This is a genomic window from Methylopila sp. Yamaguchi, assembly GCF_002897035.1.
GTDB lineage: Bacteria > Pseudomonadota > Alphaproteobacteria > Rhizobiales > Methylopilaceae > Methylopila.
The window spans coordinates 166,174-184,284 of the sequence record NZ_BAUX01000007.1; the positions used below are offsets into that span (position 1 = coordinate 166,174).

The following is an 18,111-nucleotide window of genomic DNA, read 5'->3' on the forward strand; positions in this document are numbered from 1 at the left end:
GGTAGCGCCAAGCGATCGCCGCGCGGGTCCTTGGAACGTTTTTGGGTCTCGTTGACGCAGTGAACCCCGCCGTCATTCCGGGCGAAGTCCCGGAATCCATAGCCCGCCGGTGGAGACCAATCTCGACAGGCGGGCTTATGGGCCCCGGGACAAGGCCCGGGGCGACGGCGGAGCATGAAACAGCGTGGCGTCCACTGACCCGAAGCGGCCTTAGCGACGTCGGCTGCGTCGTGGACCTCCGCGTCAGCGGAGGCTCGGCGATAGCCTCCGGAGGTGGAGATCCTCCTCACCGGGCCAACCGCGCTCCACCGCGGCGGCGGCCGCGACGACGTCGGCCTCGCGGAGCGCGCGTCCCACGATTTGCAGGCCGACCGGCATGCCGTCCGAGGAGAGCCCCGCGCGCACGGACGCCGCAGGCTGGCCCGTCAGGTTGAACGGGTAGGTGTAGAACACCCAGCTCACCAGGGTGCGGTCTTCCAGGCCCTCGGGCACGTCGACTCCGGTAGGCACGCTCGTCTTGGGGAGCGTGGGCGACAGCAGCAGGTCGTAGCGTTCGAAGAAGCGCCGCATCTGGTCGCGCAGCGCATAACGGCGGAATACCTTGTCGTAGTAGTCGCGCATCTCCTGCGCGAGCGCGGCCTCGAGCACGACGGCGACGGCCGGATCGAGCAGCTCGCGCTTGGTTTCGACCACGGACCGGAGCCGCGTGCCGACGCCGGCGTAGAACTCGGCCATCCACATATCTTCCGGGTCGGCGTCGAACACTCGCTCGACCTCCTCAACGATCGCGCCGGCGTCAGCCAGCCGCTTCGCCGCCGCTTCCGCGATCGCCACGACCTCGGGATCAGGGCGAGCGTAGCCGAGCGTTGGGCTCCACGCGATCCTCATCCCCTCCACGCCCCGGCCGAGGGCGCCCAGCACGTCCGGAACCGGACCCGCCACCGAGAACGGGTCGCGCGGATCGTAGCCGGCGATCGCCGAGAACAGCAGCGCCGCGTCCTCGATCGAGCGCGCTAGCGGACCCACGTGCGCGAGCGTGGGCGTCGCTGACGTCGGCCAGACGGCGACGCGCCCGAACTGGCCCTTGAGCCCGGCGAGCCCGGTCACGCTGCACGGAATTCTGATCGATCCGCCGCCGTCGGTGCCGAGCGCGAACGGCGTGATCCCGGCCGCGACCGAGGCCGCGGCGCCGGCGCTCGAGCCGCCGGGGGTCTTGCTCAGGTCCCACGGGTGGCGGGTGATCCCGGTGAGCGGGCTGTCGCCGACCGGCTTGCAGCCGAACTCGGACGTCGTGGTCTTGCCGATCAGGATCGCGCCGGCGGCCTTGGCGCGTTCGACCGCGGGCGCATCGACCTCCGCCACGTTGTCGGCCATGGCTCGGGATCCGGAGGCGTAACGCTGCCCCTTCACCGCCATCAGGTCCTTGGCGGAGAACGGCAGCCCGTGCAGGGGCCCGAGCTCCGCGCCGCGCACGACCGCCGTCTCGGCCTCGCGCGCGGCGCTCATGGCCTCGTCCTCCATCAGCAGGAAGAACGCGTTGAGCGAGCTTTGCGTCGCCGCCGCCCGGTCGAGCGCGCGCCGGGTCAGCTCCACCGGCGAGACCGCCTTCGTCGCCACAAGCCGCGCGAGCGCGGTCGCGCTCATGAAGTCGAAGTCGGCGGACATGGCGTCGCTCCCGGGCGTTGGTGCGTGTTTTCTTTAACGAGGCGCGGCCATCTCGGCCGTCATGCCCGCCTCTTCGCGGGCATCCACGACTTGGACGTCGAGCGCTGCGATCGCAGCAAGTCGTGGATGCCCGTCTCCGCCGGGCATGACGGCGCGTGGGAGGCGGCCTCCCGCGCGCTCTCCGGCGTCAATTCAAGATGGCGAAGGCGCGGACCGGGGAGCCCGAGCCGCCCTTGAACTTGATCGGCGCGCCGAAGAACTGAAACTCGCCGGCGCCGACCAGCTCCTCCAGGTTCACGAGCCACTCCCAGTGGCTGACGCCGAGGTCGCGGCAGAGCCGGTGCTGGGCGAAGATGTTGTCGGTCGGCTTGTCGGTCGACGGCCCTTCGACGCCGTGCATCTTGGAGCCGCGGTCGTAGAGCCACTGGGTGGCCTCGACCGTCAGCAGCGGGTTCTTCCAGACCGAGTCCAGGCTCGGATAGTTGCGAGCGTGGAAACCGGTGCAGAGCAGCACGATGTGGCCGTCGACCTTGACGCCGGCCTTCTCCTCGGCCGCCTCCATGTCGGCGACGGTGATGTCGCCGAGGTCGGGGATGTGGCGCAGATCGAAGCAGAGCGCCTTCCCCATGAACATCTCGAGCGGCATCTCGTCGATCGGCGCGCCGTTCGGGTTCACGTGCTTGTAGGCGTCGACGTGGGTTCCGACGTGGTCGAGCATGGCGATGAAGTTGGTCTGGAACGTCATCGCGTCGCCGGGCACGCCGAGGTCGAAGGCCTTGGAGCTTTCGTGGCTGAGATGCGTGGTGATGACCGGCCGCTGGAACAGCTTGTGGGCCGGCATGTTGTCTTCGACGGTCAGGCTGAGATCGACGACGCGGGACATGGATACGCTCCTTGGGGTGGTGTTCGATCGCGGCGGCGCTAGTGCGCCTTGCCGAGGAAGGCGGCCATCACCTCCGGGTCGCGGGCGAGAGCCGCGGACGGGCCGTCCTTCGCGACGACGCCGTTGGAGATGACGTAGGCGTGGTCGGCGATGCTGAGCGCATGCGCCGCGAGCTGCTCCACGAGCAGGATCGTGAGGCCCTGCCGGTTGAGCTCCCGCAGCACGCCGATGAGTTGGTCGACGATCTTCGGGGCGAGGCCGAGCGACAGCTCGTCGATGATGAACAGCTCCGGCTCGGCCATCAGGCCGCGGGCGATGGCGAGCATCTGCTGCTCGCCGCCGGACATGCTGCCCGCGAGCTGGCCGAGCCGCTCCCGCAGGCGCGGAAACATCTCCAGCACCCGCTCGCGCGTCTCCCGCGCGAGGGCGCTCTTCAGGCCGCCGTGGACGTAGGCGCCGAGGATCAGGTTGTCGTCGACCGTCTGGTCGGGGAACAGCAGCCGCCCCTCGGGCGCCATCACAAGGCCGCGGCGGACCTTGGCGTCGGCGGTAAGCTTGGTCGTGTCCTCGCCGCGGAACAGCACCTCGCCGCCGCTTGGGCGCACAAGGCCAGTGGCCCCGCGCACCAGCGAGGACTTGCCGGCGCCGTTGGCCCCGATCACCGCGACCAGCTGGCCGCGCTTCACGGTCATCGACACGTCGCGCACCGCGACCGCCGCGCCGTAGCGGATCTCGAGGTTGCGGATCTCGAGCAGGACGTCGTTCGCGCTCATGCCGGGACCTCCGCGAAGTCGCCGTGGGCGACGGGGGAGCCGAAATAGGCCTCGATCACCCGCGGGTCGTTCTGCACGACGCCGGGGCGGTCGCTCGCGATCACCTGGCCGTAGTCGAGGACGGTGACGGTGTCGGCCACCGCCATGATCAGGTCGACGTGGTGCTCGATCAGCAGCACCGAGACGCCCGCCGCGGCGACCTTGCGGATCATGTCGGCGAGCGAGCCGATCTCCTGGGTGGTGAGGCCGGCGGCGGGCTCGTCCAGCAGCAGCAGGCGCGGGCGGGCGGCGAGCGCGCGGGCGATCTCGAGCCGGCGCTGGAGGCCGAAGGGCAGATGCCGCGCGGCCTCTTTGGCGTGGTCGGTGAGGTCGACGAAGGCGAGCAGGCCGACTGCGGCGGCCCGCAGGTCGCGCTCCTCGCGCCGGCGCCGCGGCGTCCGCAGCAGCGCGTCCGCGAGACCGTAGGACAGCCGCGACTGACCTCCGACCAGCACGTTCTCCAGCACGGTGAGGTCGCCGAACAGCTCGGTGTTCTGGAAGGTGCGGGAGAGGCCGAGGCGCGCGATCTGGTGCTGGCGCTTGCCTGTCAGGTCTTCGCCGTCGATGCCGAAGGCGCCTTCGCTGGGCTGGTAGACGCCCGAGATCGCGTTGACGAAGGTGGACTTGCCGGCGCCGTTCGGGCCGATCAGCGCGTGGATCTCGCCGCCCTTCACCCGTAAGTTCGCGGCCGAGAGGGCCGTCAGGCCGCCGAAGCGGACCGTCAGGCCCTGCGTCACCAGTTCCGCGGTCGCGCCGCGGGCGGCCGCCGGCAACCCGACCCTAGCCATCTCCATATCCGCCGCGGACAGGCCGCGCGCAGGGGGCCTCAGCCGCTTCAGCACGAAACCGGCCGTTCCCAGCACGCCGCGCGGCAGCACGAACATGACGGTGAGCAGCAGCGCGCCATAGGCGAACTTCTGCCAGAGCTGGAAGTCCTGCAGGTACTCCGGCAGGTAGGTCAGCACGAAGGCGCCGAGCACCGGGCCGAAGGTCGTCGCCGCGCCGCCGAGGATCACCATCAGCAGGAAGCGCACGCTGTCGGAGAAGGTGAAGATGTCGGGCGAGATGTAGGCGTTGAGGAAGCTGTAGAACGCGCCCGCCACGCCGGCCGTCACCGCGGCCGCCACAAAGGCGAGGATGCGCATGGCGGTGGCGTCGATCCCGAGCGAGCGCGCCGCGATCTCGCTCTGCGACACCGCCAGCATGGCTCGGCCGTAGCGGGAGTCCTTGAGGTTGTGGGCGGCGAGCGTCGCGAGCAGCAGCGTCGCGGCCAGCACGCCGTAGAAGCCGTAGCCCGAGAGCTCGTAACCGAACACGTTGGGCGTCGGGATGCCCGAAAGCCCCGTGGTGCCGCCGGTGAGCGCGCTCCACTCGATCGCGACGTTCTCGACGATGATGCCGAAGGCGATGGTGACGACGGCGAGATAGACGCCGCGCACCCGGACCGTGGGATAGGCGAGGGCGACGCCGAAGATGGCCGCGATCGCGGCGGCCCCGAGGGACGCGGTGATCAGGTCGGCGCCGAGCCGCACCGCGAGGATCGCGCCGGCGTAGGAGCCGAGCGCGAACACGCCGGCCTGGCCGAGCGAGACGAGGCCCGTGAGCCCCACCAGCACGTTCAGGCCCACGGCGATCAGGCCGTAGATCAGGAACAGCATGAACAGCCGCAGTTCGTACTCGTTGTCCGCCGTCAGCGGCACGGCGACGAGCAGGGCCGCGAGGGCGAGGAACCCGAGGGCGTGGAGCCGGCTCATACCTTCACCGTCTCGCGCTTGCCGAACAGGCCCTGCGGGAAAACGAGCAGCACCGCGATCATCACGCTGAAGGCGACGATCTCCCGGGCGGCGGTCGAGATGTACCCCTCGACGAACTTCTCCAGCACCCCGAAGAGGAGGCCGGCGACGAGCACGCCGGGCGCGCTGGTGATGCCGCCGATGATCGCGACCGCGAAGCCTTTGAGGCCGAGCAGCACGCCCATGGTGGCGGAGGCCTGGATGACCGGGGCGACCAACACGCCGGCCCCGGCGCCCAGCAGCGCGGAGAGCCCGAAGGAGATCGCGACGATGCGGCCGACGTTGACCCCCATCAGGGCGGCGGCGCGCTTGTCATGGGCGACGGCCCGCATGGCGCGGCCGATCAGCGTGCGCTTCTGCATCAGCCCGAGACCGAGGGTGAGCGCGACCGCGACAGCCGGGATCAGAAGCTCCTGCGCGTAGACGCCGGCGCCGAACACGTTGAGCGGGCGGTCCACGCCGGGCGAGTGAAGGGCGCGCGAAAAGCCGCCGAACTGCATGGTGGCGAGGCTTTCCGCCATGATGCCGATCGCGATGGTGGAGAGCATCCACCCGATCGAGTTGGCCTCCGCAGTGAACGGCCGCACCGCGATCCGCTCGAGCGCGACGCCGAAGGCGCCGCCGGCGAGGATCGAGAGCCCGCAGGCGAGCCAGACCGGCATCCCGGCGTCGACGCCCATCACGGCGAGCACCGCGCCGATCATCAGCGTGTCGCCATGGGCGAAGTTCACCGCCTTCGCCGTCGACCACATGATGTGAAAGCCGAGCGCGACGAGGGCGTAGACGCCGCCGATGGCGAGTCCCGAGAGCGTGTACTGCAGGATTGTGGTCATGGGCCGTCGGTTGCCTGATCTGCGGCGGAGAGGCGAGCGGCGCCGGGAGCGGAGCCACTCGCGTCCGTGCGGTCCGGACGCGGGGGAGCGTCAGGTCCGAAGCCGTACGGAGAGGGCGGCGTCGCCGCCGCCCGCGCGTCTCAGTTGGTTTTGCCGTAGGGCGTCTGCTCGATCGGCAGCAGCTTGCCGTCCTGCCAGGCGGTCAGCTTGTAGTACTTGGGCAGGATGGCGTCCTGGCGCTCCGGATCGGAGGCGTCGAACGCCGGGTCGTAGGTCGCGACCAGGCCGTCGAGCTTCACCTGGTAGAGCGCTTCACGCACCTTCGCCCAGTCGTAGGCGCCGGCCTTCTCGATCGCCTGCGCGATGATGTAGACCGCGTCGTAGGCGTTGCCGACGCCGGACGCCATCTTCACCTCCGACGGATCCTTCAGGCCGTACTTCGCGGAGATCTTGTCCCAGAGCGCCTTCTTCTTCGGGTCCATGTCGCCCATGAAGGTGTAGGTCTGGACGACCTGGACGCCGTTCGCGAGCGGGCCGGCGAGCTCGCCGAGGTTGCCGGCGATGCCCCAGGCGCCGATGATCGTGGGCTTGTAGCCCACCTTGTCCATCGAGCGGACGATCTGGTTGCCTTCGCGATCGAGCGCCCAGAACAGCACGACGTCGGCGCCGGCGTCGCGGGCGCGGATCGCCTGGGGCGTCATGTCCTGGTCGTTCCAGTTGAAGGTCTCAGTGGCGACCAGCTCCTTGCCGGCGGCCTTCATCGCCGCCTGGACATCCGGCAGCGCGCCGTTGCCCCAGCCGGTGTTCTCGTAGAAGAACGCGATCTTGCCGGTCTTGGACTGCGCCGCCGCCTTTTCGACGAGGAAGCGCGCGACCCATTTGTCCTTGGCGGACACGCGGAACATGAAGTTCGGCGACCGCCCGTTCTCGATCGCCTTGGTGTTGGCGGCGAGCACGCCGACGAAGGGAATGCCGATCGTGTTCACCGGTTCGGCCTGCGCCACCGAGACCGTCGAGTGGTAGCCGCCGAGGATCGCGACGCACTTGTCCGCCAGGGCGATGCGGCGGGTGTTGTCGATGCCGCGCGGGGGCGCGCCGGCGTCGTCGTACTGGATCAGCTTGAGCGGCTGGCCCAGCACGCCGCCCTTGGCGTTGATCTCCTCGATCGCAGTCTCGGCGCCCATCTTGATCGCCGCGCCTCCGAAGGCGGCGGGACCCGTGGTGGCGACCGAGTTGCCGATGCAGGGCGCCTTCTGCGCGAGCGCCATGGCGGGCGTCAGCGCGACGGCCGCCGCCAGGCCAAGGCCGTAGGCGCGTGAAACGGTGGTCCTGCGCATGTCCGTGTGCTCCGCCCTCGCGAGAGCCTCCCGGCCGGAAGCTCTTCCTTGCGTACGGGCCGAGGTTCCCGGACCGCCAGCTGACATTCAAAGATCGATTTCCAATCCTCGGCATAGGATTAATCTATGGCTTAAAATCTAAGCAGTCTGCGAGGATCACGTTTCAGGATCAAACCACTGTTTTATATAAGTATATTTGTCATCTTCAGGCATATGTGATACGCATGAGCCAGCGGTGGGCGCGCCGAAAGTTTAAGCGGTCCAGACAAGGAGAGGCGGTCGTCGATGGATCTCCGGCAGCTTCGGTACTTCGTCCAGGTGGCCGAGATCGGCAACATCTCGCGCGCGGCGGAGGTGCTGAGGGTCGCCCAACCCTCGCTCAGCCAGCAGATCCGCAACCTCGAGGAGGAGCTCGGCGTCGACCTCCTGGTGCGCCACGCGCGGGGCGTCACACCCACCGAACTCGGCCAGCGGTTTTGGGATCGCGCGCGCCGGATCCTCGAAGAGGCGGACCGCGCCAAGGACGACCTGCGTTCGCTGGCCGAGAGCCCGAGCGGCCGGATTTCGGTCGGCCTGCCGACCTCGGCGGCGCGCGGCCTGGCGCTCCCGCTCTACCAGGCGGCGGCCGAGCGTCTGCCGAAGATCAGCCTGCATGTGGTCGAGGCCATGAGCGGCTATCTCGATGAGCTGATCCAGGCCGGACGCCTCGACGTCGCCCTGCTGTACGACCACAAGGCGTTCGAGAACGTCGCCTGGACCGAGATGATGGTCGAGGACCTCATGCTGTTCGCTCCCGCCGGACACCCGATCCTGCAGCAGGAGTCGATTCCGTTTGAGAGGCTGTTCGAGCTGCCGCTGGTGCTGCCGGGGAGGCCCAACGTGCTGCGCACCGTCATCGAGCAGCTCGCGGCGCGGCACGAGGTGACGCCGCGCGCTATCGACTGCGACAGCCTGCCGGCGATCGCCAAGATGGTGGTGAGCGCGGGCTTCTTCGCCGTGATGCCGAACTTCGCCTTCGCCGACGAACTCGCCCGCGGCGAACTGGAGACGGTCCGCATCGTCCGACCCACGCCGTCCTGGCGGCTGTCCGTCGTCGTGTCGAAGCGCACCCTGAACATGCGCGGCGCCGACCTCACCGCGCGCCTGATGGCGGACGTGATCGCCGATCTGGTGAAAAGCGGGGTCTGGAAGGCGCGCCTGACAAGCGCCGAGCGCTTGGCTGCGAAATGAGCGCTCAGGCGGTTCAGCGGCCGGCCGCGCTGCGGCTGGGCGCCTCGTCGTGCGCGGAACCTGCTCCTGGCGACAGCACGGACCGGAGCTTCGAGACCGCCGTGGCGATCTGGCGTTCGTCGAGTGAGGAGTATCCGAGCACCAGGGTGTCCTCCGCCGCCTCGCCGTTGAAGTCGAACGCCGCGCCGCTCGAAAGCGCATAGGCGCCGACGCCCGCCTCCCGCGCCATGACCTGGACCTCGCGCGCGCTCGGAAAGCCCCGCGGCAGGCGCCACGCCAGATGGAGGCCGCTGTCGGCGCCCGAGATCGTCGGGGCGTCGAACTGCTCGTTCAGCGCGGCGACGAGGGCGTCGCGTCGGGACTTGTACACCTGGCGAAGCCGGCGCAGGTGGCGGTCGAAGTGCCCTTCGTTGATGAAGACGGCGAGCGCCGCCTGCTCGAGCCAGGACTGGCCGTTGCTCATCCGCGCCTTCAGGAGCCGGGCGTCGTCCCACATCAGCCGCGGCGTCGCCGCGAAGCCGACGCGCAGCCCCGCGCCGACCGACTTCGAGAACGTCCCGACGTAGAACACGCGCCGGCTGCGGTCGAGGCCGGCGAGCGACGTCAGCGGCGGGCCGTCGTAGCGGAAGTCGCTGTCGTAATCGTCCTCGATGATGAAGCTGTCGGTCTCCTCCGCCCACCGCAGGAGCGCCAGGCGCCGCGCCAAGGTCATCAGCACGCCCGTCGGAAACTGGTGCGACGGCGTGACGTAGAGGAGGCTGCCCCGCGCCGCCGGCAGCCGATCGGTCTGGACGCCCTCCTCGTCCACCGGGATCGGGTGGATCGCCAGCGACGTGCTGCCGAAGAGCATCGAGGCGCCGAGATAGCAGGGGTTCTCGATGCACAGCTGCCGAGTGTGGGCCTGCAGCAGGTTCAGGACGAGGTTGAGCGCCTCCTGACCCCCGGCCGTGACGACGATCTGGTCCTCGGTCACCCTCATCCCGCGCGCCCGACCGAGATGGTCGGCGATCGCCCGGCGCAGCTCCGGGAGGCCCGCGGGATCGCAGTAGTCGGTGAGATAGCCGCCGCCGTCGCTCAGCAGCCGGTTGACGATGCGGCGCCACGTCTTCAGCGGGAACGACGCGACGTCCGAGCGGCCGACCCAGAAGTCGAGCGCAGGGCGATCGCCGCCGCCGCCGGGCGAACCGGCGAAGCAGAGCAGCGGCTCGCTCGACGCCTCCGGCGGCGGCCCATTGGGCTCGGCCCGCTGCGCGTTCCGGATCAGGATCAGCGCGTCCGGCGGAATCGAGGTGACGAAGACGCCCGCCGTCCCGCGCGCCTCGGCATAGCCTTCCGAAATCAGCCGCTCGTAGGCGATCAGCGCGGTGTTGCGCGAGATGCCGAACCGCTCGGCAAGCAGCCGGCTTGGCGGGAGCGCCATCCCAGCGCGAAGCCGACCGTCCAGGATCAGCGCGCGCACCTGCTCGCAGATCTGAGCCTGCAAGGATCTGCTGGAGCCGTGGTCCAGCGCGAGCGTCAGTTCCACGTGCGATCCGCCCGACCGTTGGCGCCATCGACGGCCCCCTGAGCCGCCGACTGTGAAAGCCAAGGGCGGCCTTGTCCATGGCGCCAATGGACGACCCCAAAGCCCCCTCGGAGCCCGCTTGGCGCCATCCAATCGGACGCGCTTGGTCCTTTCGCCGTCCAACTATTCGAGCTGTTCTAGTCTCAAAGCGTCATGCGACGGGGGCTGCGCCAGCGCCCGCGCGGAAGGCGCGACCGCCGGCGCTGGAGGGACAGGCATGAACGACCACGTGAAGTCGCTGACGTTTTACGGGGGCTGTCCGCACGATTGTCCGGACACCTGCTCGATGATCTTCGAGGTGGCGGACGGGAAGCTGCTTGGCGTCACCGGCAATCCCGAGCACCCGATGACCCGCGGCACGCTCTGCGTGAAGCTCAAGAACTACGAAGAGCGCCACTATCATCCTGACCGCCTGCTCTACCCGATGAAGCGGGTCGGCCCGAAGGGCTCGAAGCAGTTCGAGCGCATCACATGGGACGAGGCCCTCGACACGATCGTCTCGCGCTGGAAGGCCATCATCGACGAGCACGGCCCGCAGGCGATCGCGCCTTACAGCTACCTCGGCAACCAGGGCCTTATTCACGGGCTCAATGGCGGCGACGCCTTCTTCAACAGGCTCGGCGCGACGGTCATGGAGCGCACCTTCTGCGGCGAGGGCTCCTGCACCGCCTGGCTCATGACCGTGGGCCCGACCGCGGGCCTCGATCCCGAGAGCTACATCCACTCGAAGTACATCGTGATCTGGGCGTGCAACTCGATCAGCACCAACCTGCACCACTGGGCGATCGTGAAGGAGGCGCAGAAGCGCGGCGCCAAGGTCGTGGTGATCGACAGCTACGCCTCGCGCACCGCCAAGGCCGCGGACTGGCACATCGCCCCGAAGCCCGGCACCGACGGCGCGCTCGCCATGGCGCTGATCAATTCGATCATCGCGCAGGGGCGGGTCGACCAGGACTATGTCGACAACCACACGCTCGGCTACGACGAGTTGAAAGAGCGCGCGGCCTCCCGCACGCCGGAGTGGGCTGCGGGGATCACGGGCGTTCCGGCGGACGACATTCGCAAGCTCGCGTTTGAGCTCGCCACCGCCCAGCCGGCGGCGATCCGCATGGGCGTCGCGCTCGAACGGCACTACGGCGGCGGGCAGACCATCCGCGCGGTGACCTCGATCCCGGCGCTCACCGGCGCGTGGCGCCACGTTGGCGGCGGCGTCACGCAGTTCCCGGTCTGGGAGCACCCGTACAAGTTCGACGTGATCTGCCGGCCGGACCTGATCCCGGAAGGCACCCGCGTGGTCTCGAACCTCCACATCGGCCGGGCGCTGCTGGGCGAGGGCCTGTCGGACGGCCCGCCGATCATGTCGCTGATGTGCTGGAATTCGAACCCCGTCACCCAGGCGCCCGAGACCGACAAGATCGTCGAGGGCTTGATGCGCGAGGACCTGTTCCTGGTCTCCGCCGAGCACTTCATCTCGGACACCGCGTCTTACGCCGACATCCTGCTGCCAGCGTCGATGGGCGCCGAGATGGAGGACATGATCCTCTCCTGGGGCCACCTCTACCTGACCTACAACACCAAGTGCGCCGAGAGTCCTGGCGAGGCCATTCCAAACAACGAGATCTTCCGGCGTCTGGCGGCCCGGCTCGGCTTCGAGGAAGACAACTTCAAGTGGTCGGACAGCGAGTGCCTCGAACACTACGTCGACTGGTCGTCGCCGGCCTGCGACGGCGTCGACCTCGACTATCTGCGCAAGCACGGCTTCGCGCGGCTGAAGGTGGGCACACCGGACGACCGGGCGCCGCATAGGGAGGGCAACTTTCCGACGCCTTCGGGCAAATGCGAATTCAAGGTCGAGGGCGCCAAGAACTTCGTGGCCCCGCCGTTCCGCCAGATGTATCTCGACTTCCAGCCCGGCGAGGACCTGGACCCGCTGCCGGACTACGTCGGGGCTCGCGAGAGCGCGACCGCCGATCCCGAACTCGCGAAGCGCTTCCCGCTCAACATCGTGAGCCCGAAGAGCCATGCCTTCCTGAACTCCTGCTACGCCAACATGGCGGACAAGCAGCACGTCCAGGGCGAGCAGTTCGTCATGATCAGCCCCGCGGACGCCCAGGCGCGCGGCATCATCGAGGGCGCCCGGGTCACGGTCGCCAACGACCGCGGCGCCTTCAAGGGCGTGGCGCGCGTCACCGACGACGTGACGTCGGGGATCGTGGTGGCGACGCTCGGCTATTGGCGCCAGCTGAACGACGGCACGGTGAACTCGATCTCGTCGCACAAGTTCGGCGACATGGGGCATTCGCCGACGTTCTCCGACAATCTCGTCGAAGTCTCGCTCTCGAACTGACGATCGCGGGGGCGGCGCGCCGGTCGCGTCGCCCCCGCGCCCCTTCGGGGTTCAGACCGCCGAAAGGCTAGCGCGTCTCCGACGGCCAGCCGGCGAGCGCCAGTTCAACGACCTCGAGAAGCTGCTCGCGGGTGGCGCCCGCCTTGGCCTGGACCGACATGCCCTGCGAAAGGGTCATCACGAACCGCGCCAGCGCAGCCGGATCGGCGTCGTCCCGCAGATCGCCGTCGTCCTTCGCGCGGACGAACCGCTCCGCCAGAACGGCCTCGGCGCCGCGCCTACGGTCCGCCAGCCGGACGCGGATCGATTCCGCGTCGTCCGAACAGGCGAGCGCCCCGTTGATCCCGAGGCAACCCGCAGGGGTGCAGGCCCCCGTATGGACCTCCGCGGCGCCGCGCAGAGCCCGCCTCGCGACGTCGACCGAGCGCGCCTCCCGGAGAGCCGCCGGGAAGAACCCCATGAAAATCTGGTCGTAACGGTCGAGCGCCTTGAGGAACATCTCCTCCTTGTTGCCGAACGCGGCGTAGAGGCCGGGCCGCGCCACGCCCGTCGCCGCGGTGAGGTCGGCGTAGGACGCGCCCTCGAAGCCCTTCGCCCAGAAGACGCCCAGCGCGGCGTCCAGCGCCTTCTCAGTGTCGAACACGCGGCGGCGGCCCATCGATCCCGCTTTCTGTAACGCCCGTTATCTTACGCTTGACGGCCCACGCGGCAAACCATAACGGTCGGTATCGTACCGCACGGTATATTATTTCCAACTTGATAGCCGACTTCAGAGGATCCCTCCATGTCGAACGCACTCGAAGGCAAAATCGCCGTCGTCACCGGAGGCAGCACCGGTATTGGTTTTGGGATCGCCAAGCGCTTCCTGGCGGAGGGCGCGTCGGTGGTCATCACGGGACGGCGCCAGGCCGAGCTCGACGCTGCCGTCGCCGAACTCGGCTCCAAGGCCTCCGCGGTCCGCGCCGACGTCTCCGTCCTCGCCGACCTCGACGCTCTTTATGAGGAGGTCGGGAAGCGGCACGGCCGCATCGACGTCCTGGTCGCCAACGCCGGCGGCGGCAGCTTGATGAAGCTCGGCGAGATCACCGAGGAGCATTACGACCGGACCTTCGCCATCAACGTGAAGGGCGTTCTGTTCTCGGTCCAGAAGGCGCTGCCGCTGATGGAGACGGGCGGTTCGATCATCGTCACCGGCTCGACCACGTCGATCATGGGAACCGAGGCGTTCAGCGTCTACAGCGCGACGAAGGCGGCGGTCCGCAATTTCGTGCGGAGCTGGGTGCTCGATCTCAAGGGCCGGAACATTCGCGTCAACGTGCTCAGCCCCGGGCCGATCGTGACGCCCGCGTTGCTCGGAATCGCGGAGAAAGGTCAGGAGCAGGCCCTGCTTGACCATTTCGCTTCGCTGATCCCGCTCGGCCGGGTGGGCGATCCGGACGAGACGGGCAAGGTCGCGGTTTTCCTGGCCTCGGACGCCTCGAGCTTCGTGAACGGCGCCGAGCTGTTCGTCGACGGCGGCCTGGCCCAAATCTGATCGAGCGTCCGCAGACGCGCGCGGCCGCCTAGAACGCAGACGGCCGCGCCGCGGCGCGCGGCGACCTGGCGCGGGGCTTCGGCTTTCCCGCGCCGGAAGGGCCGGCCTGGGCCTTCGTCCCCAGCCAGATCACATGACGGCTCCCCTTGCCGGCGCGGTGCGCGCGCACGCGGTGCTCCTCGACCTTGAAGCCCGATTTGAACAACCGCGCGCCGAACGACTTGTCCGGCCCCTGCGACCACACCGCCAGCACGCCGCCCCCCTTCAAGGCCGCGCGGGCGTCGCCCAGCCCTTCGGGACCATAGAGGCCGTCGTTCGAGGCGTGCGTCAGGGCCTCCGGTCCGTTGTCGACGTCGAGCAGGATCGCGTCGTAGCCGCCCCGGTCCCCGCGCATCACCGCGGCGACGTCGTCCTGCACGATCGTCACCCGGGGATCGCTCAGGCTCGTCCCGAAGATCTCCGACATCGGCCCGCGCGCCCAGGCGATGACCGCCGGAACCAGCTCCGCCACGACGACCGACGCCCCGGGCGGCAGCGCGCCCAGCGCCGCGCCGAGGGTGAAGCCCATCCCGAGCCCGCCGATCAGCACGCGTGGCCGCGCCCGGTCCCTGATGCGCTCGCAGGCGAGCGTCGCCAGCGCCTTCTCCGAGCCGCTGAGGCGGCTGTTCATCAGCTCGATCTGGCCGATGCGGATCGAAAACTCGTCGCCGCGCCGAGCGAGCTTCAATTCGCCGCCGCCGCCAGGCACCTGCGCCGTGTCCAGATGGATCCAGGGGATCATGGCAGCCTCTTGGGTTCGGCGCGCGCGGCCCGCCGCGCTCGTCGTCGCGCCCCTTCGATTAGGTTCGAAGACCGTGCGCCGTCAAACCGCGCCGAGACCTGCAAGCCCGTCTGGACATTCGAATACGAAGGGCGAGACGCTCGTCATTCCCCGGTTTATCCGGGGAATCCAGACAAGATCGTCTCTCGCCTTGCGCCGAATGGCCTGGATGCCCCGGATAAACCGGGGCATGACGCGCGAAGGTTCGAGGCCGGATCCGAAGTGCAAACAGGCCGAAGATCAAAGCTCCGATCCGACGCCGGCGAGGCGCGATCCGCCCTGCCTGACGATTCAAGCGCTAGCCCGCCGCGGCGGCGATCACGACGAGCACTTCGGCCTGCGTCTCGCCCAGGCTGCGAACTTCGTGCCGTTCTTCGCCGGAGAAGTAGAGGCAATCGCCCCTGGCCATCAGGATCTCCTCGCCGCCGAGCTTCACCGCGACCCGTCCTGAGACCACGAAGATCATCTCTTCGCCGCCATGCGCCCAACGTGGTCCCCCAATCGCGCCGGGGGAATGGGCGGGGCGCATGAGGAAGGGCTCCATCATCTTGCTCGCCCGGCCCGGCGCGAGCGGCGTGAGGCCGAAGCTGCGGTCCGCCGGCCCATGGTCGCTCGCGCGCTGGAGCGTGTAGCGGACGTTGGGCGCGGCGTTGAGGTCGAACAGCTGGGCGATGTTGACCTCGAGGGCTCTCGCGACCCGCAGCAGGGCCGTGATCGAGGGCGTCTTCAGCCCTCGCTCCACCAGCGAAAGATACCCTCGCGTCAGCTCGCTCATGCCGGCGAGCCGATCGAGGGTGAGCCCTCTCTCCTGCCGCAGCGCACGCAGATTTGGACCCAGGCGGTCGCTTTCGGCCGTTTGCAGCACCAATCCTCCGATCGTCGTCCCCATCGGCTCGGACGACGTCCGTAGCACGTCGGCGATTTCAAGCGGAGCCTGCGGCGCTCCGTCCGGCCTCATTCCTACCCCGACAACGCGCTCCGACAGAAAACACACGGCGCGTAATTTTTGATGCGGTTTTTTCAGGCGCCAAACGCGCCCGAAATCCGCGAAATGAAGAAGAAGGCGGCGCCATGGCCGCGGGTGTCACAGGCGGCGCCTAAGGCCTGCGCAGAACCAACAGAATGACGGACCGAGGGCCTTTTGATTTCTGTCAGTAAACATGGTTCGCTCCCTGTGCGGCCCGCGATGGCCGGCCGCATCCAAGGGAGAGCAGCATGGCGCGCTCAATCCATCGTCGCGACCGAACCGGCGCGACCTCCACGGCGGCGACGGCGCCGTCCAGCTTAAGCAGACTTCATACCGCCCGACTCCGGCCTCTTCGATCGGCCGCCGGCATGGCGCCCGCCGACCGAAAGCGCCGTCCGTGATCCGCCGCATCGGGAGCGGACCCCGCCTCTCCGCCGCGACCGTCCATGGCGGCCTCGTCTATGTCTCCGGTCAGGTGCCGGACGATCTGAGCGTCGACGTCCTGGATCAGACCCGGCAGGTGCTCGGCAAGATCGACGCCATCCTCGCCGAGGCCGGGACCGACAAGAGCCGCATCCTGAGCGCCATGGTCTGGCTTCCGGCGATCGGCGATTTCGGGGCTTTCAACAGCGTGTGGGACGGCTGGGTCGCGCCCGGCGCCGCCCCGGCGCGGGCCTGCGTCGAAAGCCGCCTCGCCGATCCGGCCATCAAGGTCGAAGTCGGCTGCATCGCGGCCCTGCCCGCCGACTGATCTTTTTCGAAGCGTCACCCGCGCGTCGCGCGGCTTTGGCCTCCCGGCCGATCGACCGGGCGGCGCCGATCCCCTGCGGCCTGACGCCCCCATGAGCGGGGCGCAAGGAGCGCGGACCGGCCGATCCGACAGCCTGCAATCGAACGACGTCTCCACAACCCAATGGGGGTCATGATGACAGTTGCGGCGGACATCTCACAGGTGACGGCGGCCTCCGCCGGAGAAAAGCTTCCCGACGCCGAGCGGCGCAAGATCGTCTGGTCGAGCGTCATCGGCACGACCGTCGAATGGTACGACTTCCTGATCTACGGAACGGCGGCCGCGCTCGTCTTCAACAAGCTGTTCTTCCCGAGCTTCGACCCGGTGGTGGGCACCATCGCCGCCTTCGGCTCCTACGCCGTCGGCTTCGCGGCGCGCCCGCTCGGCGGCGTGGTCTTCGGCCACTTCGGCGACAAGCTCGGCCGCAAGGCGATGCTCTCGCTGACCCTCCTGATCATGGGCGTCGGCACCTTCCTGATCGGCTGCCTGCCGACCTACGAGCAGATCGGCATCTGGGCGCCCATCCTGCTGGTGGTTCTGCGCCTCGTGCAGGGGCTCGGCATTGGCGGCGAATGGGGCGGGGCGGTGCTGATGGTCGTCGAGAGCGTCCCAGACCGGAAGCGCGGCTTCTACGGCGCGTTGGTGCAGCTCGGCTATCCGCTCGGCGTGATCACGTCGATCGGCGCGTTCCGGATGACGGGCCTCATGTCCGACGAGGACTTCCTGTCCTGGGGCTGGCGCATCCCGTTCCTCGCCAGCGCCCTCCTCGTGGTCGTCGGCCTGTTCATCCGCCTTCGACTGCACGAGTCCCCGGCCTTCCGGCGCGTGAAGGAGCAGAACGTCGTCGCGAAGATGCCGATCGTGGAGATCCTCACCCAGCACACCCGCACCTTCGCCATGGCGGTGGGCCTGAAGGTCTCCGAGATCGCCTATGTCAGCATCGTCACGGTGTTCTCGATCTCCTACGTCACGTCAAAGCTCGGCCTGCCGCGCAGCGTCATCCTGAACGGCATCCTGATCGCGGCGATCATCGAACTCTTCACCCTGCCGCTGTTCGGCATGCTGGCCGATCGCTACGGGCGGAAGCCGATGTTCGTCTTCGCCTGCCTGTTCTCGATCGTCTTCGCCTTCCCGATGTTCAGCCTTCTGAACACCGGCGACCCCACCATCATCATGCTCACGGTGGCGGTCGCGCTGAGCCTGGGCCAGGGCGTGATGTTCGCGATCGGCGCGGCGTGGATGTCCGAGTTGTTCGACGCGCGGCTGCGCTACACCGGGGCCTCGCTCGGCTTCCAGGTCGGCGCGGCGCTCAGCGGCGGCTTCACGCCGATGATCGCCGCCGCGCTCCTCGCCTGGAGCGGCGCCACCTGGCCGATCTCCCTCTACCTGATCGCGCTCGCGCTGATCACGTTGACGGCCACGCTGCGCGCGCCAGAAACCGCGGGCGCGAAGATCGACTGAGGCCCCACGCGGCCGGCGCGATCGCGCGCGGCCGCGCTTCGACGATAAGCGGCGCCCTTGCATCCTCGGAAGCTG

At 68.8% G+C, this 18,111-nt stretch carries 15 protein-coding genes; 5 read left to right on the top strand and 10 right to left on the bottom strand.

Features of this window, described 5'->3' with window-relative positions:
• Positions 1 to 243: 243 nt before the first annotated feature.
• From METY_RS10270 to METY_RS10300, 6 genes are all read right to left on the bottom strand, one after another.
• Positions 244 to 1,665 carry an amidase gene (locus tag METY_RS10270; RefSeq protein ID WP_103121289.1) on the bottom strand — a complete coding sequence of 474 codons (1,422 nt, stop codon included), beginning with the start codon at positions 1,663 to 1,665 and terminating at the stop codon, positions 244 to 246.
• A 187-nt stretch (positions 1,666 to 1,852) separates the two neighbouring features.
• The gene (locus METY_RS10280) at positions 1,853 to 2,548 is read right to left on the bottom strand and encodes a cyclase family protein (protein ID WP_103121291.1); all 696 of its coding nucleotides are present in this window, start codon (positions 2,546 to 2,548) and stop codon (positions 1,853 to 1,855) included.
• A gap of 38 nt (positions 2,549 to 2,586) precedes the next feature.
• On the bottom strand, positions 2,587 to 3,321 hold the full coding sequence (locus METY_RS10285) for an ABC transporter ATP-binding protein (protein ID WP_103121292.1): 735 nt from the start codon (positions 3,319 to 3,321) through the stop codon (positions 2,587 to 2,589).
• Positions 3,318 to 5,114 carry a branched-chain amino acid ABC transporter ATP-binding protein/permease gene (locus tag METY_RS10290; protein WP_103121293.1) on the bottom strand — a complete coding sequence of 599 codons (1,797 nt, stop codon included), beginning with the start codon at positions 5,112 to 5,114 and terminating at the stop codon, positions 3,318 to 3,320. The genes METY_RS10285 and METY_RS10290 overlap by 4 nt, the downstream gene beginning before the upstream one ends.
• Positions 5,111 to 5,986 carry a branched-chain amino acid ABC transporter permease gene (locus METY_RS10295; RefSeq protein WP_103121294.1) on the bottom strand — a complete coding sequence of 292 codons (876 nt, stop codon included), beginning with the start codon at positions 5,984 to 5,986 and terminating at the stop codon, positions 5,111 to 5,113. Before METY_RS10295 ends, METY_RS10290 begins: the two co-directional genes overlap by 4 nt.
• 140 nt (positions 5,987 to 6,126) lie before the next feature.
• The gene (locus METY_RS10300) at positions 6,127 to 7,323 is read right to left on the bottom strand and encodes an ABC transporter substrate-binding protein (protein WP_103121295.1); all 1,197 of its coding nucleotides are present in this window, start codon (positions 7,321 to 7,323) and stop codon (positions 6,127 to 6,129) included.
• Between the two features lie 285 nt (positions 7,324 to 7,608).
• On the opposite strand from METY_RS10300, the gene METY_RS10305 reads away from it, so the two are divergent.
• A complete protein-coding gene (locus METY_RS10305; RefSeq protein ID WP_103121296.1) occupies positions 7,609 to 8,553 on the top strand; it encodes a LysR family transcriptional regulator in 945 nt (314 codons plus the stop codon).
• Between the two features lie 13 nt (positions 8,554 to 8,566).
• Here METY_RS10305 and pdxR read toward each other — a convergent pair whose 3' ends face one another.
• Positions 8,567 to 10,078: a MocR-like pyridoxine biosynthesis transcription factor PdxR gene (gene pdxR, locus METY_RS10310; protein ID WP_160147341.1), complete on the bottom strand. Its 1,512-nt coding sequence runs from the start codon at positions 10,076 to 10,078 to the stop codon at positions 8,567 to 8,569.
• A 256-nt stretch (positions 10,079 to 10,334) separates the two neighbouring features.
• Between pdxR and METY_RS10315 the strand changes: the two genes are divergently transcribed.
• The gene (locus tag METY_RS10315; RefSeq protein WP_103121298.1) at positions 10,335 to 12,464 is read left to right on the top strand and encodes a molybdopterin-containing oxidoreductase family protein; all 2,130 of its coding nucleotides are present in this window, start codon (positions 10,335 to 10,337) and stop codon (positions 12,462 to 12,464) included.
• Positions 12,465 to 12,531: 67 nt separating this feature from the next.
• Here METY_RS10315 and METY_RS10320 read toward each other — a convergent pair whose 3' ends face one another.
• Positions 12,532 to 13,122, bottom strand: coding sequence for a TetR/AcrR family transcriptional regulator (locus tag METY_RS10320; protein ID WP_103121299.1), 591 nt, complete (start codon positions 13,120 to 13,122; stop codon positions 12,532 to 12,534).
• A 126-nt stretch (positions 13,123 to 13,248) separates the two neighbouring features.
• Here METY_RS10320 and METY_RS10325 point away from each other — a divergent pair, with 126 nt between their 5' ends.
• Entirely contained in the window at positions 13,249 to 13,998 is a 750-nt protein-coding gene (locus METY_RS10325) for an SDR family NAD(P)-dependent oxidoreductase (RefSeq protein WP_103121300.1), read from the top strand.
• Between the two features lie 28 nt (positions 13,999 to 14,026).
• Here METY_RS10325 and METY_RS10330 read toward each other — a convergent pair whose 3' ends face one another.
• Positions 14,027 to 14,779, bottom strand: coding sequence for a spermidine synthase (locus METY_RS10330; RefSeq protein WP_103121301.1), 753 nt, complete (start codon positions 14,777 to 14,779; stop codon positions 14,027 to 14,029).
• Positions 14,780 to 15,116: 337 nt separating this feature from the next.
• On the bottom strand, positions 15,117 to 15,683 hold the full coding sequence (locus METY_RS10335) for a helix-turn-helix domain-containing protein (protein WP_200819650.1): 567 nt from the start codon (positions 15,681 to 15,683) through the stop codon (positions 15,117 to 15,119).
• Between the two features lie 499 nt (positions 15,684 to 16,182).
• Here METY_RS10335 and METY_RS10340 point away from each other — a divergent pair, with 499 nt between their 5' ends.
• Both METY_RS10340 and METY_RS10345 read left to right on the top strand, forming a co-directional pair.
• On the top strand, positions 16,183 to 16,536 hold the full coding sequence (locus METY_RS10340) for a RidA family protein (RefSeq protein ID WP_103121356.1): 354 nt from the start codon (positions 16,183 to 16,185) through the stop codon (positions 16,534 to 16,536).
• Between the two features lie 174 nt (positions 16,537 to 16,710).
• On the top strand, positions 16,711 to 18,036 hold the full coding sequence (locus METY_RS10345) for an MFS transporter (protein ID WP_103121357.1): 1,326 nt from the start codon (positions 16,711 to 16,713) through the stop codon (positions 18,034 to 18,036).
• Positions 18,037 to 18,111 lie beyond the last annotated feature (75 nt).

What these genes read in the sequence shown, in the direction of transcription:
- METY_RS10270 (WP_103121289.1), bottom strand. Translation starts at nt 1,665, where the DNA reads ATGTCCGCCGACTTCGACTTCATGAGCGCGACCGCGCTCGCGCGGCTT.
- METY_RS10280 (WP_103121291.1), bottom strand. Translation starts at nt 2,548, where the DNA reads ATGTCCCGCGTCGTCGATCTCAGCCTGACCGTCGAAGACAACATGCCG.
- METY_RS10285 (WP_103121292.1), bottom strand. Translation starts at nt 3,321, where the DNA reads ATGAGCGCGAACGACGTCCTGCTCGAGATCCGCAACCTCGAGATCCGC.
- METY_RS10290 (WP_103121293.1), bottom strand. Translation starts at nt 5,114, where the DNA reads ATGAGCCGGCTCCACGCCCTCGGGTTCCTCGCCCTCGCGGCCCTGCTC.
- METY_RS10295 (WP_103121294.1), bottom strand. Translation starts at nt 5,986, where the DNA reads ATGACCACAATCCTGCAGTACACGCTCTCGGGACTCGCCATCGGCGGC.
- METY_RS10300 (WP_103121295.1), bottom strand. Translation starts at nt 7,323, where the DNA reads ATGCGCAGGACCACCGTTTCACGCGCCTACGGCCTTGGCCTGGCGGCG.
- METY_RS10305 (WP_103121296.1), top strand. Translation starts at nt 7,609, where the DNA reads ATGGATCTCCGGCAGCTTCGGTACTTCGTCCAGGTGGCCGAGATCGGC.
- METY_RS10315 (WP_103121298.1), top strand. Translation starts at nt 10,335, where the DNA reads ATGAACGACCACGTGAAGTCGCTGACGTTTTACGGGGGCTGTCCGCAC.
- METY_RS10320 (WP_103121299.1), bottom strand. Translation starts at nt 13,122, where the DNA reads ATGGGCCGCCGCCGCGTGTTCGACACTGAGAAGGCGCTGGACGCCGCG.
- METY_RS10325 (WP_103121300.1), top strand. Translation starts at nt 13,249, where the DNA reads ATGTCGAACGCACTCGAAGGCAAAATCGCCGTCGTCACCGGAGGCAGC.
- METY_RS10330 (WP_103121301.1), bottom strand. Translation starts at nt 14,779, where the DNA reads ATGATCCCCTGGATCCATCTGGACACGGCGCAGGTGCCTGGCGGCGGC.
- METY_RS10345 (WP_103121357.1), top strand. Translation starts at nt 16,711, where the DNA reads ATGACAGTTGCGGCGGACATCTCACAGGTGACGGCGGCCTCCGCCGGA.